The organism is Arthrobacter sp. NPDC055585 (assembly GCF_053619115.1).
On sequence record NZ_JBSHIT010000001.1, the window covers coordinates 60,069 to 86,733 of the forward strand.

At 68.8% G+C, this 26,665-nt stretch carries 18 protein-coding genes; 6 read left to right on the forward strand and 12 right to left on the reverse strand.

Annotated features, from left to right (window positions below; genetic code table 11):
- Positions 1 to 37: 37 nt before the first annotated feature.
- From ACWGQ2_RS00290 to ACWGQ2_RS00300, 3 genes are read right to left on the reverse strand one after another with little or no spacing between them, the layout of a single operon-like run.
- Positions 38 to 421 (reverse strand): DUF6507 family protein, encoded by a 384-nt coding sequence (locus tag ACWGQ2_RS00290; protein ID WP_452013070.1) that lies wholly within the window; start codon positions 419 to 421, stop codon positions 38 to 40.
- Between the two features lie 3 nt (positions 422 to 424).
- Positions 425 to 730 (reverse strand): pore-forming ESAT-6 family protein, encoded by a 306-nt coding sequence (locus tag ACWGQ2_RS00295; RefSeq protein ID WP_055240354.1) that lies wholly within the window; start codon positions 728 to 730, stop codon positions 425 to 427.
- Positions 731 to 768: 38 nt separating this feature from the next.
- Complete coding sequence (locus tag ACWGQ2_RS00300; protein WP_055240353.1) at positions 769 to 1,104, reverse strand: hypothetical protein; 336 nt, start codon at positions 1,102 to 1,104, stop codon at positions 769 to 771.
- A gap of 212 nt (positions 1,105 to 1,316) precedes the next feature.
- On the opposite strand from ACWGQ2_RS00300, the gene ACWGQ2_RS00305 reads away from it, so the two are divergent.
- The 6 genes from ACWGQ2_RS00305 to ACWGQ2_RS00330 are packed head-to-tail and all read left to right on the forward strand — an operon-like array spanning position 1,317 to position 9,490.
- Positions 1,317 to 1,727, forward strand: a complete 411-nt coding sequence (locus tag ACWGQ2_RS00305; protein WP_452013073.1) for a hypothetical protein — start codon at positions 1,317 to 1,319, stop codon at positions 1,725 to 1,727.
- The gene (eccD, locus tag ACWGQ2_RS00310) at positions 1,703 to 3,040 is read left to right on the forward strand and encodes a type VII secretion integral membrane protein EccD (RefSeq protein WP_452013075.1); all 1,338 of its coding nucleotides are present in this window, start codon (positions 1,703 to 1,705) and stop codon (positions 3,038 to 3,040) included. Before ACWGQ2_RS00305 ends, eccD begins: the two co-directional genes overlap by 25 nt.
- Positions 3,041 to 4,069 (forward strand): MinD/ParA family ATP-binding protein, encoded by a 1,029-nt coding sequence (locus tag ACWGQ2_RS00315; protein ID WP_452013077.1) that lies wholly within the window; start codon positions 3,041 to 3,043, stop codon positions 4,067 to 4,069. It abuts the gene before it with no gap.
- Positions 4,066 to 8,073, forward strand: coding sequence for a type VII secretion protein EccCa (gene eccCa / locus ACWGQ2_RS00320; RefSeq protein WP_452013079.1), 4,008 nt, complete (start codon positions 4,066 to 4,068; stop codon positions 8,071 to 8,073). The genes ACWGQ2_RS00315 and eccCa overlap by 4 nt, the downstream gene beginning before the upstream one ends.
- Positions 8,070 to 8,483: a hypothetical protein gene (locus ACWGQ2_RS00325; protein WP_452013082.1), complete on the forward strand. Its 414-nt coding sequence runs from the start codon at positions 8,070 to 8,072 to the stop codon at positions 8,481 to 8,483. The genes eccCa and ACWGQ2_RS00325 overlap by 4 nt, the downstream gene beginning before the upstream one ends.
- The gene (locus tag ACWGQ2_RS00330; RefSeq protein WP_452013084.1) at positions 8,483 to 9,490 is read left to right on the forward strand and encodes a DUF6177 family protein; all 1,008 of its coding nucleotides are present in this window, start codon (positions 8,483 to 8,485) and stop codon (positions 9,488 to 9,490) included. The genes ACWGQ2_RS00325 and ACWGQ2_RS00330 overlap by 1 nt, the downstream gene beginning before the upstream one ends.
- A 66-nt stretch (positions 9,491 to 9,556) precedes the next feature.
- Here ACWGQ2_RS00330 and ACWGQ2_RS00335 read toward each other — a convergent pair whose 3' ends face one another.
- From ACWGQ2_RS00335 to ACWGQ2_RS00375, 9 genes are all read right to left on the reverse strand, one after another.
- Positions 9,557 to 10,582, reverse strand: coding sequence for an RDD family protein (locus ACWGQ2_RS00335; protein ID WP_452013087.1), 1,026 nt, complete (start codon positions 10,580 to 10,582; stop codon positions 9,557 to 9,559).
- Between the two features lie 38 nt (positions 10,583 to 10,620).
- Complete coding sequence (locus tag ACWGQ2_RS00340; protein WP_452013089.1) at positions 10,621 to 11,325, reverse strand: hypothetical protein; 705 nt, start codon at positions 11,323 to 11,325, stop codon at positions 10,621 to 10,623.
- Positions 11,326 to 11,467: 142 nt separating this feature from the next.
- The gene (locus ACWGQ2_RS00345; protein WP_452013091.1) at positions 11,468 to 13,084 is read right to left on the reverse strand and encodes a serine/threonine-protein kinase; all 1,617 of its coding nucleotides are present in this window, start codon (positions 13,082 to 13,084) and stop codon (positions 11,468 to 11,470) included.
- Positions 13,081 to 14,532: an FHA domain-containing protein gene (locus tag ACWGQ2_RS00350; protein WP_452013093.1), complete on the reverse strand. Its 1,452-nt coding sequence runs from the start codon at positions 14,530 to 14,532 to the stop codon at positions 13,081 to 13,083. The genes ACWGQ2_RS00345 and ACWGQ2_RS00350 overlap by 4 nt, the downstream gene beginning before the upstream one ends.
- Positions 14,533 to 14,539: 7 nt before the next feature.
- The gene (locus ACWGQ2_RS00355) at positions 14,540 to 15,430 is read right to left on the reverse strand and encodes a PP2C family protein-serine/threonine phosphatase (protein ID WP_452013095.1); all 891 of its coding nucleotides are present in this window, start codon (positions 15,428 to 15,430) and stop codon (positions 14,540 to 14,542) included.
- Positions 15,431 to 15,486: 56 nt separating this feature from the next.
- Positions 15,487 to 17,955: a transglutaminase-like domain-containing protein gene (locus tag ACWGQ2_RS00360; RefSeq protein ID WP_452013097.1), complete on the reverse strand. Its 2,469-nt coding sequence runs from the start codon at positions 17,953 to 17,955 to the stop codon at positions 15,487 to 15,489.
- Positions 17,952 to 19,151 carry a DUF58 domain-containing protein gene (locus ACWGQ2_RS00365; protein ID WP_452013100.1) on the reverse strand — a complete coding sequence of 400 codons (1,200 nt, stop codon included), beginning with the start codon at positions 19,149 to 19,151 and terminating at the stop codon, positions 17,952 to 17,954. The genes ACWGQ2_RS00360 and ACWGQ2_RS00365 overlap by 4 nt, the downstream gene beginning before the upstream one ends.
- A 10-nt stretch (positions 19,152 to 19,161) precedes the next feature.
- On the reverse strand, positions 19,162 to 20,133 hold the full coding sequence (locus tag ACWGQ2_RS00370) for an AAA family ATPase (protein WP_452013102.1): 972 nt from the start codon (positions 20,131 to 20,133) through the stop codon (positions 19,162 to 19,164).
- A 46-nt stretch (positions 20,134 to 20,179) separates the two neighbouring features.
- Positions 20,180 to 26,299: an Ig-like domain-containing protein gene (locus ACWGQ2_RS00375; protein ID WP_452013105.1), complete on the reverse strand. Its 6,120-nt coding sequence runs from the start codon at positions 26,297 to 26,299 to the stop codon at positions 20,180 to 20,182.
- Positions 26,300 to 26,665 lie beyond the last annotated feature (366 nt).

Sequence of the window (26,665 nt, forward strand, 5' to 3'; positions counted from 1 at the left end):
TGAACTGGATACGAGTGCTGGTGCGCCTGCGGCAGGACTAGACGGCTTGCGGACCCGGCCCGTAGTGGGCCGCAGGTTCCGGAGCCGGCGGCGGATCGTCTGCGGCAGCCTGAGCCGCGCGTATTGAAGCCTCGCGGGCATCGGCGTCCATCTGTGCGTCCGCTTCCAGCAGGATGTTCAGTACGTTGTTGACGGCGTTCACGGCGTTTGAGGAGCGGCCGGCAATGTTCGTAAACGCCGGGTTGATCAGCTTCTCCGTCAGTGCGCCCAGTTCGGCTGCCACCGGCTCGGCCATGCAGGCTGTGGCCAGCTCGCTGATTCTCTCCCCCACAGCCGTGAATTCTGTGCCGTAATCCTCCAACAGGGGGGCTACCTGCTGGAGGACACCGGCCACGGCGCCGGGGCTGACGTTGTAGCTCACCGGCTAGCCAATGTTCTGGACAGCGCTCCTGGCGCGGGAGCCGGCGCTGGAAGCGGTCTGGTCGTTGAGGTTCAGCGTCTGCTTGACCAGGGCAATGATGTTGCGGGTCTCGTTGGCGGCGTTGCGGAAGCGGTTCTCCACCGCCTGGTACTCCTCGGAGACTCCGTCGGCCTGGAAATCGGACATGGCCGCGTTCACGGCCTTCTCCCGTTCTCCGATCAGGGACTCAAGCCGGGCAACAATGGCCTGGATGTCCCCCTGCACGGCAGCGGAAGTGTCGGTGTCATAGCTCAAACGGTCCTGGGACATGGCGATTCCTTCTCTAAGACTGTGTAAAAGGGCGGGAGTTAGCGCGAGGAGCCGAAACGTGCTGCGTCAAAGCTGGCTGCGCCCTGCTGCTGGGCTGCGTTGTCCGCGGATTCCTGGTCGCCCATTTGGAAGGAACGGTCCATTTCCGACTGGCCCATCAGGATCGCTGACAGTGAGCTGTTGAGCTCATTGGCGATCTCATCCGTGCGGGCCTTGAATTCGTCGAAGCGCACCCGGCCCTGGCCGTTGAACTTGCCCTGGAGCGGGGTGACAGCGTCCATGAGGTTGCGGACCAGCTGGCCCAGGTCCTCATTGGAGTGTCCCGTCTGCTGCGTCAGTGTGCCGAGGGTCGATGACCCCATATCGAATTTCATGCTCAAACCACCTCCGGCACCTGCGTGCCAATTGTCCGGTCATTCCCCCCGCTGCCGGTCCCCCTGCCACGTAAGTGGCCTGGCCGCCGCGCGGTACCCCCTCATACAAGCCGCACATCTACCGGCCCGCAATGGGGAGAACTACCCATGTTGATAACCGCCCGGCCGCGCCGGGAAAGGCGCCGGGGCATGTAAGGATAAGGAGCGTACTTGTGATTGGGGGACTACGCATCGTGGCAAGCGACTACGACAACCAGCTCATTGAGTCTGTTGCTGTCCGCCGGAACCGGCTGCTTACGGCCCTGCTCTACGGAAGCAATCCCAACGAACGCCGCTGGGCAGACACCGTCAAGCTGTTCCTCTTCAGCATTGCCGTCGCGGCACTGATCGCAGCTGTCTGCGTCGGGTACTCCTTTGTCACGAATCTGCTGGAACAGAACCGCGCCAAGCAGGAACAGCAGCAAAGCACCGCTGCGGGTCCCGGAACGGCCTACGACGACGGATCGGCAGCTGGCGCAGGCGCCGGCACGGACAGCAGCACGGGCCCTGCCAACACAAGCATCGAACACCTCAGCTACGAGACGGGAGCCTGGCAGCCATGGCGCATGCCTACACACGGGTGACACTGGTGGGCCAGCAGCGTCATCTGGATCTGCTGCTGCCCTCGGACCAGCCGGTGGCGGCGCTGATGCCGCAGGTGCTGGACCTTCTGGGCGATGAACCCGCCGCGGACGTCGCCGCCAAGGTCCTCGTTGCTCCGGACGGGTCCGAACTTGCTCCTACGGACACCCTGGCGCAGGCCCAGGTGCTGGATGGCACGGCCCTGCAGCTATGCGATGCCTCCGAAGCCCCGCCCGCTCCGATCGTGTACGACGTCACCGACCTGGTGGTCGCCGAAACCGAAGCCGTGCGCGGGCGCTGGAACCGGCACTGGAAAAACGCCACCGCCGGCGTCTTCGCAGCAGCCGGGCTCTGGGCAGGAGCAGAGCTGCTCCTCGCGGCAGTGGCGCCGGAAGCCGCATGGTGGCTGCTCGCCGCCCTCTCTGCCCTCGCCGCAGCGGCAGGAGTCCTGGTTTCCCGGCGCAGCCCCGGCTCCGCTGCCGGCCCGGCCGCGCTTGCGGCAGGATGGCTTGCCGGACTCGGGTCCGCCCTGCACACCGGCAGCATGGACGACGGAAACTACGGACGCGCCGGGCTGGTTCTGGCTGCTGCAACAGTCCTGGCTCTGCTCGCACTGGGTGCCTCCAACCGTCGGCCAAAAGCCATGTACACCGGCGCCCTGGTGGCCGCCCTTGCTGCCGCGGCATGGACCGGTGCAGCCCTGCTGACCGGCAGTGCCGTCCAGGCGGCTGCACTGGCTGGCATCGCCAGCGTGCTGCTGCTCGGCCTGCTCCCCGGCATGGCGCTGGCCGCCTCGGGACTGGCGGCACTGGATGACCGCCGGGCCAAGGGTGGCCAGGTGGGACGGCCGGACGCACTGGTCGCTGTCGCCTCCGCACACACCGGCCTGGTGGTCAGCACCGCTGCCGCCGCGGCTTCGGCTGCCCTGGGCTTCTGGCTTTTGGGCACCGATACAGCGCAGCAGGCCTGGTCGCTGCCTCTGCTGGCGGTGCTCACCCTCGCGGTGTTCCTGCGTGCCCGGGCTTTCCCTCTGGCACCGGAGCGGCTGGCACTCTATGCCGCGACCGCCGTCGGGCTTGCAGCACTCGCGTCCGGGAGCAGCAGGTGGTTCAGCGACCAGCCCTGGGCTCCCGGGGTCATGGTGCTGGTGCTCGCGGCCGCCGTCTGGATCGCCTTGTCTCTGGACCTGCCGGATCATGCCCAGGCCCGGTTCCGGCTGGCGGCGAAGCGGCTGGAAACCCTCGCAATCCTCGCATCCGTCCCGCTGGCCGCAGGAATGTTCGGAATCTTCGCGCAACTGCTGGAGAGCTTCTAGATGACACAGATAACTTCGGGCGACGGCTTCGGTGCGCCGGCAACGGCCCAGGGCGACGGTTTTGAGTCCACTCCCCAGCGGCTGCGCCGCACACTGCGCACCCGTCCTGCCGAAGGTCCGGCCCGCCGGTTCCTGCAGCAGGCCGCAGACATGTTCCGCGGCGATGACTATCCGCAGTCGCTGGCCGAGGCCGCGGCCGGCGTCCAGCAGCCGGTAACCACTGGGCGCCGGATCGCCGTTGTGGGGTCCCGCGGCGGCGCAGGCCGGAGCACGGCCGCCGCCCTGCTGGCCCGCACCTATGCTTCGCTGCGTTCCGACGCCGCGGCCGCTGTGGACCTGGCCGAAGCCGGAACGCTCGCGCTGCGCCTGGCCGCTCCTGCGGCACCGTCGCTGGACGCCGCCGCGGCGCGGCTGGGACGCACCATTCCGGGTTCGCTGGCAGGGGTGCGGGAGTTTCTTGCCTCGCCGGGCCCGGAGAACCTGCTGGTCACCGGACGCCGTCCGCCCGGCGGAACGAAGACGGCCGACGACGACGTCACCCATCTTCCCCGGGTGCTCTCCCGCTACTGTCCGGTCACCCTGTTCGACTGCCCGCCCGGCCTCGGGCCGGACGCAGTCCGCTGGGCGCTGGGCGAATCCCATCTGGCCCTGTTCGTCACTCCCGCCAGCGTCGCAGGCCTTGACGACGCCGAGCGCGCCGCCGACCTGTGGCGGACCCGGCCGGATCTTGGCTCGGTTCCGCTGCTGGTCCTGCTCACCCGGACCTCGGCGCGCAGCCCCTTCAAACCTGAGGCCGAGGCGCGCAGGCTCGCCCGGTCCGGCGTTGATACCGCTTACCTGGACTATGACGCGCACCTGGCTGCTGGTGTGGAGATCCAGCCGCGGCTGCTTTCCCGTGCAACCCGGCTGCAGGGCACCGAGCTGGCTGCCCGCGTGCTCTCCGCCGCGTCCGCCGCAGCCGGCCGGCCCGGCGCACCCGTTGCCGCCCGGCGCGCCGAAGCGGGATCCGGCCGGAGGGCCCGCACATGAGTGTGAAGCTGCTGCACCGTCCGGCCCGCACCACTCCCCCGGCACGCAGCATGGATCCCTTCACCCTGGACGCGCCGCCGCAGATCGAAGGCGGCAAGGGCGGAATGAACATGATGTCCCTGGTGCCGCTGCTCGGCGCAGGCGTCTCGATGACCGTCATGATGCTGTTCCGCGGTTCGCCGCTCGCCGCGGTGGGCGCGCTGATGATGATCGTAACCATCCTCGCCTCGATCGTGATGATGGTCAGCCAGCGCGGCAAGCAGGGACGCGCCCGCCGGGAGCAGCGCGAGAACTACCTTGAATACCTCGAACGCTGCCGCACCACCCTGCGGCTCCAGGAACAGGAGGCCGCCGCCGTCGCGCGTGCCGCCAATCCGCCGCCGGAAGCGCTCTTCGACATCATCCGCAACCACCGCCGCGTGTGGGAACGCCGCCGCCACAACGAGGATTTCCTGCAGACCCGCATCGGCACCGGCACCAGGACCAACCGGGAAATCACCGTCCTGGACTCCGGTTCCGCGCTGGCCCGCGACGACACCTTTATGACCACCGAGCTGCAGATCCTCAAGCGCCGCTACGAGGCCAGCCCCGATCTGCCGGTCACGGTGCCCCTGGACGGCGCCGGAACGGTCAGCGTGGTCGGGTCCCGGCCGTTCGTACTGCAGGTGGCGCGTCTGCTGCTGCTCCAGTCGGCTTCTTTCTCCTCCCCCGAAGACCTGCACCTCGCCCTGGTTTCCCCAGAGGAAACCCGCGCGGACTGGGAGTGGGCCACCTGGCTGCCGCACCTGGCCGACCAGGACAAAACGCACCGGACCGGTCCGGTGCGCCGCATTGCGCCGAGCGTGGATGCGCTGGCTGATCTGGTGCAGGATGATCTCTCCCGCCGCTCCAACATGGCTGCGGAAGCCCGCAAGAACTTCCTGCGCGGCGGCATCGGCTCAGCGCTTCCCCGGCTGCTGGTGGTGGCCGACAGCTACGGCACGCTGCCCTCGGAGCTGCCGCTGCCGGACCGCCAGGCCGCGCCCGGGCAGCTGGGCATCACCACGGTCTTCCTCGCAGCCGAACGCGGACAGGAACCCGGCGAGGTGGCCGTCCGCATCTCCGAAACCGAGTCCGGTTTTGTGCTGGAGAACTACCGTGAAGATCCGGTGGATCCGCAGGTCGGCACCGGCACCCTGGATTCCCTTCCGGTCGCCCTCGCGGAGTCGCTGGCCCGCTCCCTGGCGCCGCTGCGACTGTCCCCCGATTCCCTGGAACACGAGAGCACGGGCAGCTCCGAAGGCTTCCTGGACATGCTTGGGCTGTCCCCGAACCTGGACGAAGCAGACATCCGCCGGCTCTGGCAGCCGCGCAGCGAGGTGGACTTCCTCCGGGTTCCGCTCGGCGCTGACGACCGCGGGCGGCCGGCACTGCTGGACCTGAAGGAATCCGCCCAGTTCGGCCACGGCCCGCACGGTCTGTGCGTCGGCGCCACCGGCTCAGGCAAGTCCGAAATGCTCCGGTCGCTGGTGGTGGGCCTGCTCGCCACACATCCCCCGGATCTGCTGGCCATGGTCCTGGTGGACTACAAGGGCGGCGCCACCTTCGCCCCGTTTGCGAACGCGCCGCAGGTCACGGGCGTGATCACTAACCTCTCCGACGACGTCAGCCTGATCGAACGCGTCTACGCCAGTCTCTCCGGCGAAATCCAGCGCCGTCAGGAAGTGCTCAAGGACGCCGGGAACCTGGCCAACATCACTGATTACCAGCTGCACCGCAAACACCGGCAGGGGCAGGGCGAAGAGCTCCCGCCGCTGCCCCATCTGGTGGTCATCATCGACGAGTTCGGTGAGCTGCTCACCGCGCGCCCCGACTTCATCGAACTCTTCCTATCCATTGGCCGCATCGGGCGGTCCATCGGCGTGCACCTGCTGCTCTCCAGCCAGCGGATCGAGGGCGGCAAACTGCGCGGCCTGGACACGTACCTCTCCTACCGGATCGGCCTGCGGACCCTCTCCGAATCCGAGTCCAGGACTGTCCTGGACACCCCGGATGCCTTCCACCTTCCGCCCGTGCCGGGCTTCGGATACCTCAAGGTGGACACCACCACCTACACCCGGTTCAAGGCCGGGTACGTCTCCGGCCCGCTGGAAGACGCTGCAGCCCCCGCGGAACAAGACGAGGACGAACAGCCTCCAGTGCTGGAAGTCCCCCGCTACGCGGCCTCGCTGCAGGCCCCCGGCGACGGCGGCGGCGCGCCCGCGGCGGCCACGGCGTCGTCCGCCAAACGCACCACCGGACCCACTGTGCTCTCCACCCTCATGGACACCCTTGCCCGCTTCCCGCGCGCCGTGGACCCGATCTGGCTGCCGCCGCTGCCCCGCGGCCTGGCCCTGGATACGGCGGCTGGCGGGGTGCTCACCACCAGCCAGGGACTCCGGCTGAACGCCGGCGGCAACCTGTCCATCCCCATCGGACTGCTGGATGACCCGGCCAAACAGTGGCAGGGCATCTGGAACCTGGATCTGGCCGCCCACGGCGGGAACGCCGCCATTGTGGGCGGGCCCTCCACCGGCAAAAGCACCGCCCTGCGGACCATCGCCGCGTCCCTGGCACTGACCCACACGCCGTCGGAAGCCGGCATTTACGCCGTGGACCTGCTGGGCAGTTCCCTGCTGCCCCTCGAAGGCCTGCCGCACGTAGGCGGGGTGGCGGTGCGTACCAACCGCGAGGTGGTCCGCCGAACCGTGGACGAGATCCTCGGGATGCTCGCCCAGCGTGAACGCATTTTCGAGAAGCACCAGATCGATTCGCTGGGAACGCTGCGCACGCTCCATGCCCAGGGCCGGATTCCGGAGCTGCCCAGCGCTGACATTGTGCTGCTGGTCGACGGTTACGGGCAGCTCTCGGACGAGTTCGAGGACATCGAGAAGTCCGTCCACGCACTGATCTCCCGCGGCGGCGGCTACGGCATCCACGTGGTGGTCACCTGCTCGCGGATGAATGAGATCCGAATTGCACAGCAGAGTTTCTTCGGCAACCGGATCGAGCTTCGGCTGGCAGATCCCGGCGAATCCGCGCACGGACGCAAGCTGGCCGAGGCGCTGAGCCCCGGCACACCGGGGCGGGCGCTGACCGACCGGAAACTGCAGGGACACCTTGCCCTGCCCCGCATCGACGGAAACCCGGACGAAGGTTCCGCCATCCAGGGGACGCGGGATCTGGTGGCTGCTGTCGCCGCGTCCACCGACGGCCGGGCTATGGCCGTGCGCGTCCTTCCCTCCGTGGCGCCGGCGGATCCGGCAGCGGTGCCGTCGGTGCCGGGCCTGGTGCCGCTGGGGCTGAGGGAAACCGACCTGGGCACCGAGAACCTGGACCTCCAGGGCCGCGAGCACCACCTGGTGGTCGTGGGCGATGACGCCTCGGGCAAGTCCAATGTGCTCCGCAGCGTGGTCCGCACGCTGGCTGCGCAGCACACTGCCGAGAACATTGTGTTCGCGGTCTTTGATCCGCGCCGTGCCCTGGCCGGCGAGGTGCAGGAAGATTATCTGGGCGGCTACGCCACCAGTGCTGCCATGGCCGAGAAGCTTGCCGCCGCCGTCGCCGCCGAACTGGAGAAACGGGTAGGTGCTTCACCCGAGGAAGTCGCAGCCGCACCGCGCGTCGTCCTGGTGATCGATGACTATGACGTCCTGACGGCGGGCGGTTCCTCCCCGTTGGCTCGGCTGACCCCGTACCTGCCGCTCGCCCCGGAAATCGGACTGCACGCCGTGCTCACCCGCCGGGTCCGGGGCGCCAGCCGGGGCATGTACGAATCTTTCTTCACAGCACTGCGCGACTCCGGCAGCGCCGCCCTGATCCTCTCCGGCGACCGGACCGAGGGCGGACTGATCAACGGAGTCCGGGCCCGTGTGCTGCCGCCGGGCCGCGCCCAGCTGATCCAGCCCGGCCGTCCGGTGCAGATGCTCCAGCTGTTCCTCAATGATCCGGCCGGCGCTGTCACCTCGGTGGGGACGGGCCAGTGAGTTCGCGCTGGGTGGTGGTGAGCACCGGCGAACCGGACCGGCGCACCGTCGTCGAGGCCCTCGCCAGCACCACGCCGGACATGAGCATGCGCGAAGCCGCCGCCGGGGAGGTCCTGGAGATCCTCGACGGAGACAGCGTCCCTCTGGTCATTGAACTTCCCCGCCTGATCCGGCTCCCGGGCGAGGTGATGCGCCTGCATCCGGGCGCGGAAGTCAGTGCGCCGGCAGGATCCGCCATTCCGGAGTTCTTCACCGCGGAAGGCACCGGTTCGCCCGCACCGCTGTGGTGGCTTGAGGTGTATGCGGCGTCAGGGGCGCCCGACGGCGGCAGGCTGGCCGATGCACTCAGCCACGCCATTGCGCGGCTTGCCGGCGGCGTGGTCCTGCTCCCGGACGGAGTACGGGCCTGATGCACGATTCCGCCTACGATTTCCTCACCGCGTCCACGGCTATGGTGTTCTGCGACCAGCCCGTCGTGGGGCTGAGTCCCTGGCTGGCCCGGGCGCACGCAGGCGCCGTGGAGTCCGGCCGGCGTTTTGTGCTGCTGACCCCGTCTGCTTCCTCCATCACCCTTCCGCTCTCGGCGCTGTTCGACGGCGAGTCCTCCGCGTGGCTGGCCACCGGCTCCGACGGCGGGTTCTTTGACGCAGTGACCGGCCAGACGCAGGTCTGGAACGGTGCCGATCTGATGCCCGGCGGGTCCGTTGTCGATGACTTCCTGGCCGCCGAGCGGATCCCCACCGCCTACGTCCACGTCCGCGCCGCTGTGCTGCACCCGGCGTCGCTCTCTACCCGTGCCGGATCCTTCAGCGCACGGATCTTCGAAGCGGTCACCGGCTCGGCGCCGCTGGGCTGGGGGCTGTACGAACCGGTGAGCGAAATCTGGGACGAGGCCGCTTTCTCCGACTACTGCTACCGCCGTGCACCGCGTCCCAGCCGGCTGATCGTCCTCGGAGCCGCATACGGCAGTGCGGGCAGCCCGGGGTCCGCGGCAGGATCCATCGCCGTCGTCACGGTGGAACGCACCCGTGCGGGTGTGGTGGAAAGCATTGAACTGCTGGCCGGGGCTGATGCCCCGCTGGACGCCGCCGGGCAGGATGCCTTCCTGTCCGCCATGCACCGTGCCCGGGCACGTACCGCAGTGCTGGCCTACGGGCTGGGTTACCGGGACCTGCTGCGTCCGGCCCGGTTCACCGGAACAGCCGTTCCGGGTGCCGCGCTCTATGGCCCGGAAGCCCTCGCCGGACGGCAGGCTTCAGCCGTGCTGGCCTCCGCCGGTCCCCGTGCGGAGCTGCTCGGCACCGCACCGGCGCAGTCCCTGGGTGTGCGGTATTCGCTGGAACAGGTGCCGGGAGAACTCCATCCGCTGGAGGCCTACGCGCGCCTCGCCGCCGAGCTCTCCTCCCCCTCGAGATAGCAGAAACTGCACGTTACAGCGCTGTATCGTGCAGTTTCTGTAATCTCGATGAGCGCCTCGCCTAGGTCAGCCGACGGTGAAGTGGCGGTCCCCGAAGTAGACGGTGCTGCCAGACGGCGCGAGCACGGGACTGTGCGCAGCGAGGGCTTCGTGGCGGCCGTCGGGAGCCACGATGGAGCTGCCGTTGGTCGAGTCCCGGTCAGTGATCCAGAGCCCGGTTGAACCGTCTGCCTGCAGATGCAGGTGCGTCTTGGACACGGACCGGCCCATATCTGCGAAGTCGATAAGCTGGTTGACCTTCTCACCAATAGCCGGGGCAGGGTTGCGGCCCAGCAGCGCGGTGCCGGTAATGCGGACGGCCGCGCCGTCGTCGAACACCAGGCGGCAGCCGGCCCCCTGGCCGCGGGAAACGATGCGCGTGAGCTCAGCGTCCTCTTCATCTTCCGCCGGGGGCATGTTTGCTGCAGGCTGGACGGCGGTTGCTGTCCGCACCCCGGGCACGCTGCTGATCGGAGCGGCCGACGGCGGCGTCGCAGCCGGCTTCGCGGCAGGCGCCGGTTCGGCGGACCGCGGCACCCATCCGGCAGCGGGTTCGACAGCCGGGGCCTGTTCAGCGGGTCCCTGCCCGGGAGCCGCGCCGCCCGCCCAGCGCCCACCGGTCGTCAGAGGATCCCGGCCTGCCCGGACGTCCACCACCAGGGTGCGGGCGGCCTTGTCATGCCAGCCCTGCCGGCGGGTGGGATGGTCGAAGAGATTGGTGACCGTCAGGATCCAGGGGCCCACCACTGTCACGGCGGAGACAGTCAGCAGAAGGTTCCGCACCAGGACTGCCCCAAATCCAGGGGCGAACCCGTCTTCATTGACGGTCCGCAGGCCGACCACCCGGTTTCCCGGAGTCTGTCCGCTGGCTGCTTCCCAGAGCCAGGTCCAGGCGAGGTAGCCCGCGGCGCCCACGGCGCACAGCAGCAGAGCCAGCTGTCCCGGAACCAGCAGCGCCACCAGCACCAGGGCCAGCAGCGGCACGCTGTCGACGGCACGGGCCGCCAGCCGCTGACCGGCGGTGGCGTTCACAAGATTCGGGTTGGCTGCCATTACCTCTTCGTTCCTAGCTTCAAATCGAGATCCGCCCGTCAGGCGTCGGAGTCTGTGGAGACCTGGTCCAGCAGGACCAGGTCTGCGGCGGTCACCAGCTGGGAAGTGACCGCGTGCTCTACCAGCCGGGCCCTGCGGTTGACCGCCAGTTTGCCGGGCCCGCCGCGCAGGCCGGCGACTCCTACCCGGTCCAGTTTGTCGCACACGTTGTCCAGCTTGCGGTTGAACCTGGTCTGCGACCAACCCAGCCGTGCAGCAGCATCTGCTGATGTGGGGAGGGCGCTGTAGCCCGTACCGTCACGGCGCAGCATCGGTTCGGCAAGCGCCACGATGACGGCCCGCTGCGACTCGGTGAACACTACCGGCCCAATGGTGGTTTCCCCGGATCCTGAGTCATCCAGCGGATCCGGGCGGAACGCCGGCGTCTTCAGATGCACGTCGAATTCGTAGGTCGTCGGTCCGGCGGTGAATACCACCCGGGTCTGCTCGAAGACCAGCGGTATGCGGGCTCCGGGGGCAACCCAGGCCTGCATGCCGCCCTTTGAATCGGAAATGGTCGCGGAGATCCGGCTGCCAATGTTCGTCAGCCACCAGATTCCGTGTTCCTGCGAGATGGTCAGGAATTGCCGGTGCAGGTACGGATTGTCGTCGATGGCGAGGTCCCCCTCGCGCCCAATCCGGAACACCGTTCCGTCTCCCGGCTCATACCATTCCCCGCTGAAATCTATCGCCAGATCCCCCAAGATCCCTCTCCTTCGTAGCGGCTCCGGCGCAACTGCGCGCGGAACCTTGCCCAGGCTGCACCGCTCGGCGCTCCCCCGAGGCTCATTATGTCCCATCCCTGCTTTACTCCCGTGCCCGGCGCTCCCTCACACCGGCGGCTGCCTATCCGGCACAGACGGCCACAGGTTCTGAGGCCCGCCCGTTGGCGCGTGCCACCTGCACCTCAATGCAGGTCTGTGCACCCGCGGCCGGCAGGACGGCCTCGGCCTGCGATGTGCGCACCAGCTCCCCTTTGGCCGTGGCGGTCACGCTGCGCCAGAGGTAGATGTCGCCCGCCTGCGGTTCGGGGTTTTCCCAGGTGAACACGGCTTCGCCGGCTTCGTGCACGCCGGAAACCTCCGACGGCGGAGCAACGGAACCTTCCAGGCCCCCCAGTGCGTTCGACGGCGGCTGGGACGGCGGCGATGCATCCTGACGCGGTGGCGGGTCCGGTGCCAGCACCAGTGCTGCGGCCGCGGCTGCCACCAGGGCGGCGCCGGCAACACCTGCCAGGATGCGCCCGCGCTGTGTTGCCTTCTGCCCTGAGCCGGCCGGTGTTCCGGCGGAGACGTTCGTCCCCGGAATCGGTGCTGCTGACGCTTTCCCGTCAGCTGGTGCCGCGGTGGACGGCCCGGCGTCGGACTGCCCGGCCTGGCCTTTGGTACGCAGCGGCCCGGCTTCCCTGATCGGCGCCTGGGCGCGCAGCACCGTCCCCTCCGCCGTGTGATCGGCGGCCGCGGGGGCAGCGCCCATCAGGTTCCCCCCGTTGCGGAGGGTGGGCGGGAACGTTGTCGCCGCCGGGTCGATCGAGACGATCCTGCGCACCCGGGTGCGGTCGCCGTCGTCGTGGGCTGCCTCCTGGCGTCCGGCCTCATCAAGCACCGCGAACTCGGTAACGGAGAGATTCAGCTCGGCCTGGATCCGCTGCAGCGCCAGGGCGAATGCATAGGCAGAGGAGTACCGCGATTCGGGGCTCCTTGACATCGCGGTGGCCAGTGCCAGTTCCAGTGACTCCGGCACGTCGCTGCGGCCGGTGGGCGTGAGCTGTTCGGACATGATCCGCGCCACCAGATCGCGCTGGGCGTTGCTCCGGCCGGGACGCAGAAAGGGCGACCGCCCGGCGAGCAATGTGTAGAGCGTGGCTCCCAGGGAGTAGACGTCGGCACGGACGCCGTCCACCCGCGCACCGCCAAGTGCCTCGGGCGGCGACCACGGAATGGACATCCCCACGTCGCCGTCTTCCTCGCTGTCCATGGTGCCGGAGATCCCGAAGTCCGTCAGGGCAGGCCGGTTGTAGTCCGTGGTAAGGATGTTCGCGGGCTTGATGTCGCGGTGCGCGATTCCCGCCCGGTGCGCAGTCTCCACGGCGGAGGCTACCTGGACCCCGACGGCGAGCACCTCCGCCAGCGGCAGGCCGCCCTGGCGGTACCGGGCGTCAAGACTGGGCCGGGAGCAGTACTCCATGGCCAGGTAGGACCGGCCCTCTGCGGTGGTGTCCGCTTCATAAATCGTGACGATGTAGGGGTGGGTGGACAGCTGCGCCATAAGGTTGGCCTCGGCTTCGAAGCTCGCCCGGGAGGCTTCCCCGCGCAGGTCGGAGAGCAGCACCTTCACCGCTACCCGGCGGCGGGGCCGGTCCTGTTCATACAGATAGACGTCAGCGAAACCGCCCGAGCCCAGATGTTCCAGGAAGCTGAACCCTGGTATCCGGGGAGGCGGCGCGGGCGGCCGCTTTTTCATGCCAGTCCTTCAAACCGCAGCGTCACGCCGTCGCCCAACTCAGCGATGTCCCCGTCAAGCAGGATCGCCGCCTCGCCCTGTGCCAGGCGCCGGGGCAGGGAACCCTCGCGGATGAGCACCGTTCCGTTCGTCGAGAACAGGTCCCGGAGCATCACGTGCCAGCCTTCCAGCCGCACCTCGGCGTGGGAGCGGGAGATGTCCCCGCTGTCACTGGGAACTTGCACCATCCGGGGCAGGGCAGCCCCGGCAACACGCGACGCCGAGGGCTGGCGGCCGATCACGATGTTCCGGTCCAGTTCGTACACTGCACCGGTGGACAGCCGCATCAGTCCCAGGCTCGGCCGGGATACGGGACGCGGTTCCCCGGACAATTCTGCCCCGCAGGACCGGCAGGCGGAAGCGGTGGGCGGGTTGATGTGGCCCTGCGGGCAGGTGCGGGCCAGGACGGTGGGACCGGTGTCCGTGCCCGGAACAGGACCAGTGGCCGGCACTGGTCCAGCGGCCGGAATTGGTCCAGCGGCCGGAACTGAGGCCCCGGGAGCCGGAGCGGAACGGATGGTTTCGCCGTCGTCGTCTTCCGGGCCGGCCGGAGCCGCAGAATCGGGTGCCGGTGCACCGGGAAGCGGTGTCCCGGGCAGCGCTGTACCGGGCTGGGGCCTGAACCCCATGACCGTGTTGCCGTCATGGTCCACCGGGGGAAGGGTTTCGGTGGGCTCGCCGCTGTCGGGAACGCTCTGGGATTCCTCGTCCTCCGGGAGCGCGGTTTCAGGTGAGAGCGGCGGCGGGGTGAGGTTCAGCCAGGGTATTGCCGCACTGAGGTCAGGCCCGGAGACGGCGGCAGGTGCGTCCTCCCCGACAGCTGGTTCAAGGGATTCAGCTTCAGCCGGTTCAGCCGGATGCGCACGGTCTACGGGTTCGGCATGCACTACCGGGGCAGCCGGTTCAGCCGGCGCAGACCGCACGGCAGGAGCGGGCCGGGATTCAGTACCGGGCCCGGCAACAGCGCCGAGAGTGATTTCGATGCCCTGGACGGCCGCCATTCCCTCACGCAGGAAGAGCACCGGCCCGGCGGCAGTCCTGTCTGAGGCTGAAGACCGCAGCACAAGCCGTCCGGAAGCAGGGTAGACCTGCTCGCTCCAGGTCCGCAGGTTCCGTCCGGACGCCGCCGGAGAACCGTCGACTTCCAGCTCCAGGTCTCCGCGCAGCAGCACGTTGACCTGGCCGTCGACCGAAATCAGGCCGAAAGACGGCAGCGCGCTCAGTGAACCGGCGAGCCCGCCGGTGACGGCGTCGAACACGTCCTCCAGCGAAGCGCTGCCCTGCAGCGACGCCCAGACCTCGTCCAGCCGCTGCTGGCTGGTCTCCGCCGGCAGAAGCACCACCCGGGGACCACGCACCAGCACCAGCCAGGCGGCTCCCGGAACCGACTGATACCGCAGTCCGTCCATCAGCTGATCACTGTCCGTTTTCTGCCGGTCCCACCGCGTCGGGTCCGGGGTTGTTTCCGGTGGCGTCCGCGGATCCGCCGGAGGCCGGGCTGTCCTGTGCGGCCAGTCCGGGCAGAGTAATGGCTCCGGAATCAGGGTTGGCAGAACCGGAGTGGGCGTCGATCACCAGCACCGTGATGTTGTCCCGCCCGCCGGCGCGCAGGGCTGCCTGCACAAGTGCCGCGCACGCATCCTGCGGGTTGGGCACGGAGGAGAGGATCTGGAAGATGTGGCCGTCGCTCACCTCGCCCGTGAGGCCGTCAGAGCAGACCATCAGCCGGTCCCCGGGCTCCACCGGAATCAGCCAGAAGTCTGCGTTGGTGTCATTCCCGGTGCCCAGCGCGCGGGTGACCACGTGGCGGCGGGGATGGACCAGTGCCTCGTCAGGGGTGATCTGGCCCAGGTCAACCAGTTCCTGCACCTCGCTGTGGTCAACGGTGATCTGTTCCAGTGCACCGTGCGCCAGCCGGTACGTCCGTGAATCGCCCACGTTGAAGACCAGCCAGTAGGGGCGGGATTCTTCCTGCACCAGCACCGCACCGGTGAGGGTGGTGCCGGCGCGCCCGCCGGTCGCTTCACGGATCTGCCGGTCTGCCTTGGCCAGCAGCTCCTCGATTTCGGCAGCCGGAACCTCGGGCAGGTGTTCGCCGACCAGCCGCGAATCGGCCAGGGTGCGCACGCAGATGCTGCTTGCGATCTCCCCGGCTTCATGTCCGCCCATGCCGTCTGCAACGGCGAAGACTGGATCCGCTGCAATCAGCGAGTCTTCGTTCAGTTCCCGCCGCAGGCCGCGGTCGGAGGCATACCCAAAGACCGCTTCCAGTTCCAGGGGCTCAGATGTCGTTTCGTCGGAGTTCATTCACGCCCTATCCGGAAGCTGCTCACTGTAGTGATCTGTCTTACCTGTTCTCTCCATTACCCTAACGGACCTTGGGTGTCTTGAGCAGCGCCGGTGCGGCGGGTCACTTTTGCAGCGGCACGGTGTACCCGCTGCGTTATTCCCGCCGTCCTGGACCGGGCACCGCCGGGGCGGGCTGTGAGGCGTGATTCGAGGCGCAGTGAACGCAGTGAATACCGGGCGCGCTGCCGCTGCCAGAACCCTGCCGTTCCGGTCAGGGAGAGACGGACGCGTTCAACGTCCTCCCAGTAGCCGCGGACCTCTTCTTCGGTGGGATTACCCGGTCCGAAGATCCCGGCGTCGGCACGGCGGGCGAGCGCTGCCGTGGCTTCGGCACCGATGGGGAAGGCGCGACCCAGGGCGGCAGCATCTTCGCGGCGTGTGCGCCGCCCGGTGACTGCAACTCCCAGGTCCGCTGCGGCGCCGAGGACTTCGCGCCAGCCGCCGGCAACCCGCTGCGCCGTGCCTCCAGCCGTCCGGCGCTTGTTCCGCAGCCGGCGCTTGAGCAGCAGGATGAGCAGCAGCGGCCCGAACAGGACCAGCAGCGGGAGGGACGCCAGCCCCAGAATGCGCAGGAACCCTGACACACTCTCCCACAGGTCTTCGTCCTTCTCTTCAGCGTCCTGCGGGTCAGCTGCTGTGTCCGGCGGGAGTTCCGCCGGTTCCTGCGGCGGTGGCGGCGGCTGGAGCACCTGCGGCTTGGGTGTGGATTTGGGTTGCTGCTGCGGAGGAACGGGTTCGTTGTCCTCATCCGGGGTGGGGAAGAATGGCACCCAGCCAACACGTTCAAACTCAACCTCCACCCAGGCGTGGACGTCGTCACCGGTGATATCGATCTTCCCCGGCGCTCCTCCCAGCTCATCCCAGTCCGGATAAAACCCCATCACCACGCGTGCCGGGATTCCCAGCTTCCGGGCCATCAGGGCCATCGCCACCGCATACTGTTCGTCATCGCCCACCATCTGCTCGGCGTCGAGCAGGCTGACCATGCGGGCGGCACCGTGGCCGGGCATGGATGGCGTCTGCCCGTCCTTGCCGTTGCTGAAGTAGCCTTCGGTGGCCAGGATCTGCTGCAGCTTCCGGACCCGCTGGATAGGGGTGGTTTCCTCTCCGGCGAACTCGGCGGCCCTGGCCCCGATGATCGGCGGGTCCTGCTGCAGCCGCGGCATTGCGGTCTGGGCGAAGCCGTACTGGGCCAGCTGCGCGTCGTCGTACTCATCGGGGAAGACGACGGCTGTTTCATAACTGTCCCCCGGGCGGATGCCCGCGGCGGAGAGCAGCGTGCCGCTGCCGGCGTCGTGATAGAGCCCGCCGGCGATCTCCCGGGCGCGCTCCCCTGCCGGGCGGAGCGCACGGACCTCACCGCCGGAGGGCAGCCAGGCACCGCTGTAGTCCCGGATCTCGAACCGAAGTGTTGCCTCCGTTCCGCGCTCCGTGTCCGGTCCGAGCGCTCCCGCGTCGCCTACCCTGGCGAACCCGCCGGAGGCCTGGCCACTGACGTTGTAGACCACCCCGTCATAGGCGTCCATCGCTGCGAGGCGGACGCGCTGGCCTTCCGGCAGCCCCTGGACCGTGAACAGCGTGGTGTCCGCGTTGTCCTTTACGTAGCGCCGGAAGTCGGTGAGCGGGCTGGGAAAGTTGAACAGGTCCACGGGAGGCTCGACGGCGTCGCGGAGCACCTTGCGCTCCACGTCCGCGCCCAGCAGCGGGGACGCCGCCAGGGACAGGGCCGCGGCCGCAGCGACGACGGCACCTCCGTAGAGCCGGCGGCGCAGACGGGCTGCCCTGGCCGGTGCCGAGCTCAGCGCAGCCTGGGGCGCCGCGGAAAGTGACTGTGCCTGGTTCCGCCGGTAGGAAAGGAACACCAGCAGTCCGCCTGCCAGCAGCAGGGCACGCAGACCGGGCAGCGGCACGTCCTTGGTGCCAAAGGCGATGCCCGCCGCGAAGAGCACCAGCACCGGCAGCGCCGGCCAGTACGCTCCGCGCGCCCGCCAGCAGAGCAGGCCCGCGGCGAGTCCGGCCAGCAGGCTGAGCAGGAAGGGAACCACCAGCATGCCGCCGGCGGTACCCACGGGCGGGGCAACCGTCAGCAGGTCCTTCCAGGCGAAGACCACCCCCAGCACCAGAACGCGCAGGGAGGACAAGGTTGGCAGCACCCCTCCGGCGGCTTCCACGGGGGCAGCCAGAACGGAGCCCAGGAGAAGGTAGGTGCCGGTTGTTGCACCGGCGGTGGTCCACAGACCCCAGCGGCGCGCGGCGGCGGCTCCGGCCAGGAGCAGTCCCAGGATCACACCGCCCAGGCCTGCGGCCAGGTAACGGGGGTCTCCGCCAAACCCCGGGCCGAATCCCAGCACACCGGCGCTCAGCAGGACGGCCAGCGCCGCAGCTTCCAGTAGACGCTGCAGCATTACCGGGCTGAGTCCCGCGGGTCGGGTGCCGGGCGTCCGGTTCCGTTCCCGGGGGCGAAGCGGTGTCTGGGTGCTCACGCTGTTCCCTTCCGGATCAGCGCGGGCAGGTCATCCAGGCTGCCGCAGGTCAGCACGGTCAGGTCTGCGATGTCCCGCCGGCCGGCAGGTTCGCCTTCGGCGCAGCGGACCGCGAGGGTGCGGATACCCGGAGGAATCGCTGCTGCCGCGGTGCGCAGTTCAGCAGCGCCCGGCACCGAACCTGTGACCAGGATGACCACGGAGGCGTTGGGCACGGTGTCAGCGGTGAGCGCTGCCAGGTCCCGGGTGCCTTCGCGCCGGTCGGCGTTTTCCACCCGGGTCAGACCGTCCAGCAGGATGGTTCCGCTGCCGCTGCGCAGCACGCCGTCCTGGGTCAGCATGCTCAGGTCCCGCTGTTCCCGCAGCGCCTGCAGGCCCAGCGATCCGGCGGCTGAGACGGCCAGTTCAAAATCCGCATCGCTGAGGTAGTCGGACCGCCGGGTGGACAGGGCCACGGCCAGGTGTGATCGGCGGGTTTCCTCAAACTGGCGGACCATCAGCGTTCCGGTCCGGGCGCTGGTCTTCCAGTGGATGTGCCGCCGGTCATCGCCGGGCACGTATTCGCGCAGCGCATGGAAGGACACGTCAGCGGTGCTGAGGTCCCGGGTGGGCAGTCCCTCAAGGTCCTTGATGAACCCGGTGGCCGAGCCCTGCAGGTTCACGGTCCGCGGGTGCACAAACAGGTCCACTGGGTCCGTCCACCGAAGCCGGCGGCCCAGCAGCCCGAAGGGATCCCGGCGCACCGATTCGACCGGGCCCACCACAATCACGGCGCGCTTCTGCGTGGGGATGCGGAACAGCTCCTCGTGTTCCGTCCCGGGAGCCATGCGCGGCAGTTCAAAGACAGCGGTGGCAGCTCCCACCGGAAGTTCCAGCAGCGCCGGCAGCAGCAAACGGGCGCCCGGGTTGCGCACAGTCAGGGACCCGACGGCGTCGTCTCCCACGGCGACCCGGGTGCGGCTGAGATCCAGGTGGACGGCGTAGGCCTGGCGGCCCAGAATGAACACGACGGCGGCTGCGAGCACCAGCGTGAGCGTCAGCCCGGCGATCAGCGCCTCGCGCCAGCCCAGCACTCCCCCGGCCAGCCAGCACACACCGGCCAGCGCTGCCACGGTCCAGCCGAGCGGAGTGACGGCATTAAACGCTGCCGCCGGGACACGGCGGTAGGCAGCGGGTATTCGGGGAAAACCGGGCACGGGCGCGGTCCTAGGTGTTCACGCGCTGCTGCGGCGCTGCGGTGGAAGCCAGCACCTGGTCCAGTACGGCGGAGGCGGTGGCGCCGGAGAATTCGGCTTCCGGATCCATGACCAGCCGGTGGGTGAACACGCTGGGGGCGAGCGTCAGCACGTCGTCGGGCAGGACGTAATTCCGGCCCTCGGACGCTGCCCAGACCTTCGCGGCCCGGACCATGGCCAGGGCGCCGCGGACGCTGACGCCGAGCCGGGTTTCGGGGGCCTCCCGGGTGGCTGCGGTCAGGTGGGCAATGTACTCCAGCACCGAGGTGTCGGTATGGACGGCGGCGGCGAGGTCTGCCATGTCCCGCACCGCCTCGGATGTGATCACGGCGGTCAGTGCCGCCGACCGGTCCCGGGTGGCTGATCCGGCCAGCAGCTCCACGGTCGCGGAGTGGTCAGGGTAGCCCATGGAGGTCTTGATCAGGAACCGGTCCAGCTGCGCCTCGGGCAGCCGGTAGGTGCCGGCCTGCTCGATCGGGTTCTGGGTGGCAATGACCATAAACGGGCGTTCCTGGGTGTACGTGGTGCCATCCACGGTCACACGGGATTCTTCCATGACTTCCAGCAGTGCGGACTGGGTCTTCGGGGAGGCACGGTTGATTTCATCGGCCAGCACCACGTTCGCGAAGATCGGGCCGCGGTGGAATTCGAAGGCCTGGGTCTTCTGGTCATAGATGGTGATGCCGGTGACGTCCGAGGGCAGCAGGTCCGGGGTGAACTGGATGCGCGAGGTGGTTCCCTGCACGGTGGCGGCCAGGGCGCGGGCCAGCATGGTCTTGCCGGTGCCGGGGGCGTCTTCAAGCAGCACGTGGCCCTCGGCCAGCATGGACGTGAGGATCAGCCGCACGGCCTGGGGCTTGCCCAGGACGGCCTTGCCCACGTTGGTGACCAGCTGGGCGAAGGTCTCAGCGAACCAGGCGGCCTGTTCTTCGGTCATGGACATGGTGGTGTTCCCCTAGATGGTGCGGATGAAGTGCGTCGAAGCTGGTTCAGCATCGGCCCATCCCGCCGGGCGGGTTGTTGCCGAAGCTGGTGTGGGTGCCCTTGATGTGCAGGCCGTCGTTCTCCGGCCGGCCGGAGTGCTGCCGGTACCAGATGGATCCGCCGCCGCGCGCGATGTAGCAGCGGGTATCTATGCGGTCCCCGATGTAGGCCCAGTGGCCGCCACGGCAGCCGGGGTCGGTGAAGTTGGTGGAGCCCACCGGGTCCATGCAGGTGCGGCGGTCCCCGCTGGAGAGCTGGTTGCCCACCGTCAGGGTCCAGGTGGCCGGCGGCGGCTCGGCACCTGTTCGCGCGGAGGCTGTGGCCTCAGCGCCGGGTGTTCCCTGCGAGTTCAGCACCCGCACGCGGATGCTGTGCGACTGGTCGTACCCGTTGCCGACGCTGCGGCTGCCGGAGACGCCAACGTTCTCCCAGCCCCCGCCGTTGATCGAGATCTGGACCTGCGCGACGTCGTGCGCATTCTGGTCCGGCGGCGACCAGCTCAGTGTGGCGCTGCGGCTGCCCTGCCCGCCGTTGGAACCCGACGCCGACGGCGTACCGGGGCTGCCGAACACGCTCACGGCCGGCGACGCGGCAGAGGGCGGGCTGTCATAGGCGGAGCCGTCGGAATTAACCACTGCCGTGAGCTGGGCGGTGATGCCGGCACCGTTGGTGAAGCCGGTGATTTCCTGGCCGCTGCTGACTGTCATGGACCGTCCGTCGCTGAAACTGGCACGGTAGCTGATCTCCTCCGCCCGGGCACCGTTGCGCGCGCTGGCGGAGAGCGGCGTGAAGGAGATGGTGACGGCCCGGCCCTCGGCGCCGGTGCGCGACGCGGACAGGGACGGTGCTGCGGGGGCATCCGGAACACCGACGGCGCGGCGCGGCGCGGACACTGGCCCCCAATCGCTCCAGCCTGCCTTGTTGTAGGCACGGGCCGAATAGGAATAGTCCTGTTCGGAGTTATCCACGCGGACCGTCATGTTGGAGGGCTTGCCCGCATCATGGGTGCGGACCAGGGTGGACCCGCGGTATTCGCGCAGCTGGTATCTGGTGACCTCTGCTCCGTTAGGCGCCGCGTCGGTCCAGTCCACGGTGAGCTGGCTCTGGACGCCCACCGAGTTCGCCTTGGCGGTGGTGGGCGTCCCGGGTGCTTCCGGCACTCCGGCGGGGATTTCCGGTGAGGAGTAGTCACTGAAGCCGGACGGTTCCGGGGCGGCGTTGCGCGCCTGCACCCGGACCCGGTAGCTGGTGCCGTTGGCGAGTCCGGTCCAGGTGGTGCGGTTCATCGACGCCGGGACGCTCTTCTGCGCAGCTCCGCCGGGAGGTGCCGGGGAGATCTGCAGGTCGTAGGTCTCGATCGGTGAGCCGTCGTTTTCCGGCGCGGTCCAGGTAATGTCCAGCTGCCGGTCGCCGAAGGCCAGGTTCGGCGGCGCGGGCTGCGCCGGCTGGGTGTCCGGCCGGGCGGCCGCGGACTGCGGGGACGGGTCAGAGGTGCCGTTGGCGTTCGTGGCCGTGACGGCGAACGTGTACTCGACATTGTTCGTCAGTCCGGTAAGGGTGCAGGTAGTGGCCGGGCATTCCTGGCTAAAGCCGCTGGATCCGGTGACCGTGTAGCCGGTGATCGGCGATCCGTTGGCGGCGGGCGGGTCCCAGGCCAGCACCACCGTGCGGCTGCGGGTGCTTTCGACCACCGGGGTGGACGGCGCGTCCGGGCGGCCCTGCACGGAGAGCCGGACCTGCGCCGAAGCCTGGCGGTCTGCCTGGCCCGTCTTGTCCTCCACCCGGTACTGCACGCTCATGCTGCCCACAAACTCGGCGTCGGGCGTGACCACAATCGAGTCGCCCTGAACTTCTGCGGTGCCGTTGCCCTCAGCGGTGGCTTCCAGGATCCGCAGCGGCGTGTCCGGGAACGGGTTGTCGTCATTGGCCAGCACGTCAACAGTGACCGGACGGCCCTGGACGGCGTCGTCCACTGAATCGTCCGCGGCGACCGGCAGCGGGCGGGTGGACGCGAGGACTGTGAGATCAACGCGCCCGGGCACCGGGTCGCTGCGGCCGTCCGTGACGGTGACGGCCAGCTGGCCCAGGGTGCCGACGGCGGCGTCGTCGGCAGCGGAGACCTCCAGGACGGTGCCGGAGAGGCTGGCTTCGAACCCTTCCGGGACCGGTCCGGCCAGCGCGAAGCTGAGGCGTCCGGCGTCCTCCGGATTGGGGTCGGCAGCCAGCGGCGCCAGGTCAAGCGTCACCGCGTCTTCACCCTTGGCGGCCTCGAGCGACCCGGGGCTCATGGCCGGGAGAAGGTTCTGTTCCGGCTGCGGGCTCACGTTGACCAGGACGGTGAGGGTCGCCTTGAGGCCGTCGGGATCGTCGGGGCCGGACCCGTCGGTTACCTCGAACGTGATCGAGCCCAGGCCGGCGTAGTCCTCGTCGGCGGTGTAGGCGAGAGTGTCTTCATCCGCGACCCAGGTGTCCCGGTTGGACGAGCCGATGGCGCTCACCTTCGCCGTCTCGGTAATCCGCGGCGTCCTGCCCTCACGCACTTCCACCAGCTCCCCCAGCTCCAGGTCCAGGGTGTCCCCCGCCTGGATTTCCTGGACGGCGCTGCTGAGCAGTGTTGGGTACTGGGCGCTCAGGCCCGGCACCCAGAGCACGGCGGTGGCCGTTCCTCCGTCCATGTCCTCAACCGTGTAGGGAATGGCCTGTGCTTCGTCGGTCAGTTCCACCCGCACTTTGTCTCCCACAACAGAGGCAGTGATGCGGGAGGGGTCCACGGAGACCTGCAGATCCTCTGCGACGCCGTCGGGATCCTCGTCGTTCTCCAGTACTGCAGCATCCACTGCTGTGCGGCCGCGGATCTCGGAGACCTCAACCCGGTCATCCCGGGCGATCGGTGCCAGCAGCTCGGAATTCGGATCGGAGACGACGGCGACGTTGCCGTTCGCGGCGCCGCCCCGGTTGTCCTTCACCGAATAGCGAACGTTGTAGGTCCCGGCTTCCGCGGGCACGGTGAAGCGCACCCGCGGCCCGTCAGCTCGGGCGTCCATGGACGGTTCCTGGCTGGTCACGCCGTCCGGGTCCAGGGAGATCGGATCGCCGTCGGGGTCTGAATCGTTCGCCAGGACCGGCACGGCGACCTCGCGTCCCGGACGCACGCTCACGGCGTCGTTCACTGCCACGGGTTTCTGGTTCGCCTCGGCGGCCGGAGCAATTCCCACCCGCACGGTGCCGGTGTTCACCAGACCCAGCCGGTCCCGAACCGTATAGGTGAAGGAGTCGGTTCCTGCGCCGGTGGCGGAGGCGGTGTAATCGATGTAGTCGGGGCCGGGAACGGCAGCACCCTGGGCCGGGGCGGCGGCGATGCCGTCCAGGAACACCGAGTCTCCGTCCGCGTCGAGACCGTTCAGCGGCACCGGAATCCGCACGGTGGTTCCGGCGATCGCGCGGCCCTCCAGGTTGCGGGGAACCGGCGGGGTGTTCTTCTCGTCATCGCGGGGCCGGATGATGATCCGCACCTGCGCCGAGTCGCTCTGGCCGGTGGAGTCTCGGACCTCGTAGATGGCGTAGACGGTTTTGGCGGTGTCGCCGGCGACGAAGCGGAGCGTGTTTTCAGAGACAAACAGCTGCCCGTCGGCCGGATCGACGTCCTGCGCCGGCACCGGATTCAGCGTCAGTTCATCGCCGGTGGGTGAGGTGTCATTCTCAAGGACCGGGATATCCACGACGTCGCCCACCCGGACGGTGGCGGTGTCGGCCGCGGCTGAGGGCGGCAGCAGGGTTTCCGGCGGTTCCACGGGCAGCACGCTGACCTCACCGCTCGCGCTGGCCGTGCCGTTGGAAACGGTGTAGCGGATGGCGCCCTGCTGCTGTATGCCGCGCACATCATGGATCTGCAGGATGTTGTGGTCCAGCACTTCCACGTCCAGCGGTGAGCTGGCCCCGGCGTTGACCGACTGGACCACCAGCACTCCGCCGGTGGGGTCGGTGTCATTGCCCAGTACGTCCACCAGCACGCTGCCACCGCGCGGCAGGAGGGCGACGTCGCGGACGGCTACGGGTGCGCCCTGCCGTCCGGATTCGGCGGCGTCCACCCGGATCAGGCCGGCGGCACTCTGCGGGCCGTTGGTCACCAGGTATTCGAGGTAATAGGTCGACGCCGCTGCCGGGGTGAAGGACACGGCGCCGGTTTCGTAGTTGGGGACGAGTTCGGAGCCGTCGTCGTCCTCCGGGTCCACGCGGGCGAGGCTGAGCTGGCCGCCGGCAGGGTCCAGGTCATTCTGCAGCGGATAAAGCGTCACCGCTTCTCCGACCGTGGCCGTGAAGTGGTCAAAGTTGGTGACCGGCGGCAGCACACCGGCCGGGCGGACGTCGAACGTGACGGTGCCGGCGGCGGTCTCGGTGCCGTCGGAAACGGTGACGGCCACGTCCTTGACGCCCTGGGTTTTGCCGATGTCCCGGAACGTCAGCAGCCCGTCCGAGCGGGTTCGCACCTGGTCGCCGTCGGCAGTTGGCTCCGCGGAGAGCAGAACCAGGTCATCGCCGTCGGGATCCATCCAGTCGTTAAGGATGTTCTGGCTGACAGTCTGGCCCTGTTCCACCAGGATCCGGGTGGAACGGCGGGGTTCGGGCGGGGCGTTCTCCCCCGCGGCCCGCACCTGGACGATAGCGGTGGCCGACGCAGTGCCGCCGCGTCCGTCGCGGACTTCGTAGCTGAAGGTGCTGGTTCCCGTTGCCTCGGCCGGCACCACGATCTGCAGGCCGGCGCCGTTGTAGATTTCCTGGACCGTTCCGGCTGCGGGCTGTTCCCCCGTGGGCTGGACGGTGAGCAGGTCGCCGTCGGGATCGGTGTCATTGTCCAGGACGTTCAGGATGGTGGTGCGTCCGGCGCGGACCCCAAAGCGGTCATCGGAGGCAACCGGCGGGCGGTTCTCCCCCGTGCGGTCCGGCAGGGTGTTGACTGGGTTCTCGCTGGCGGATTCCTCTTCGTCATCGCTGGAGTCCTGCTTGGGCGGAATCACATCCCCCCAGTTGTCCACCAGCTGCATGTTTTCCAGCACCAGCCACACGTTGCCGCCGTTGATGTCGTTGAGGACCACAACAGAGCGGTTCACGCGGAACACCAGGTCGGAGGACGCGCCGATGCCCTGGATCTCTTCGCGGAGATTCTCGGATTCATCCGCACAGTTGCGCAGGTAGGTTCCGGCACCGGCCCAGGCGGCGTGCACGCAGCCGTCCACCAGCACCGGCGGAGCCGGGGTGCCGCTGCTGCCGATCTCGGTGACAGTGGCGTCGGAACCGTTCAGCGGCTGCTCGATCAGGGAAGTCGCCGTTGCCAGTGCCACAAAACCGGCGTCCGGTCCGGAGTCCTGGAGCTGGGCGCCGCGGGTGTCCTCGAACGTCACGGTGCGTCCGCCGGGCAGCACCATGGTGCCCGACTCGGCGTCGAACACCACCGGCTTGCTGCCCACGGCGGCGACCTGCACGTCACCGAATCCCGTCAGCTCTTCGGACTCGGTGGTCTGCGGTTCGCCGTAGCTGCCGTCCGGGGCCACCTGGTAGGTGTGGATCCGGCCGCCGCGGGGGTCTGCGATCACTGCGGTGCCGTCCGGTGCAACATCGGCTGCGGCGCCTGGTGAGTTTTCAAGTGCGGGCTCCAGCTCGGTGTCGCTGAAGAACGGCAGGGAGCCGGTGCTGGTCAACCAGACGTTGCCGCCGGCGGGGTCGGTGATGGCCACGGCGGTTCCGCCCTGGCTGAGCACAGCCGACGCCGGGAGCTGCACTTCGGTGCCGCGGGATACGTTGGCGACATCCACGGGCGAAACTTTGGACTGGTCGGTATTGGCGTGGAAGACAGTGCCCTCATGCTGGGTGATGTCGAACCGGTCGCTGTTGGCCGCATAAGCGCCGTCAAGCATCCGGGAGGGATAGTTCAGGTGCCCCACCATGCCCTGGGTCTGGTTCGTGACCCAGACGCCGCCGTCGTTCAGGTCCACGTCTGCACTGGCGAACCCGGGATACAGGATGGCCGTGGCGACGAGTGCGCCTGCGGCAGCCACGGCGGAGCCGGCAGAGATGGCTTTTCGGCGCGCACGCAGACGCGCAGGCAGAGCCCCCCTCAAAGCTGACACGTGGATCCCCCTGTTGCGTTCCCCAAATGGCTGTGCCGGTTCTCCAGCGCCCGTGATGTGCGGTGTCCAGTCGCACGGCGGCAGCAGAACGGCAGGCAGACGGACTTAGTGTCCCATATTGCTAAGCTTCCTGCCCAAACCGTTACCGGCGGGGCTGGGCCGGTGCGGTGGGCTGGGCCGGTGCGGGGTGCGGGGAGGTGCGGGGCCGTACGGGGTGCGGGGCCGTGCGGGATCTCCGCTAGACCAGGATGCCCCTCCGTTTTGGGACATTCCTTCCAGTTCGGGACTTTCCTGCCACGGCGCCGCGCAGGATAAGCACGAACTGGCAGTGAAGTCCCGAAGTGAAGGAAATCCGGGGTTGAGGAA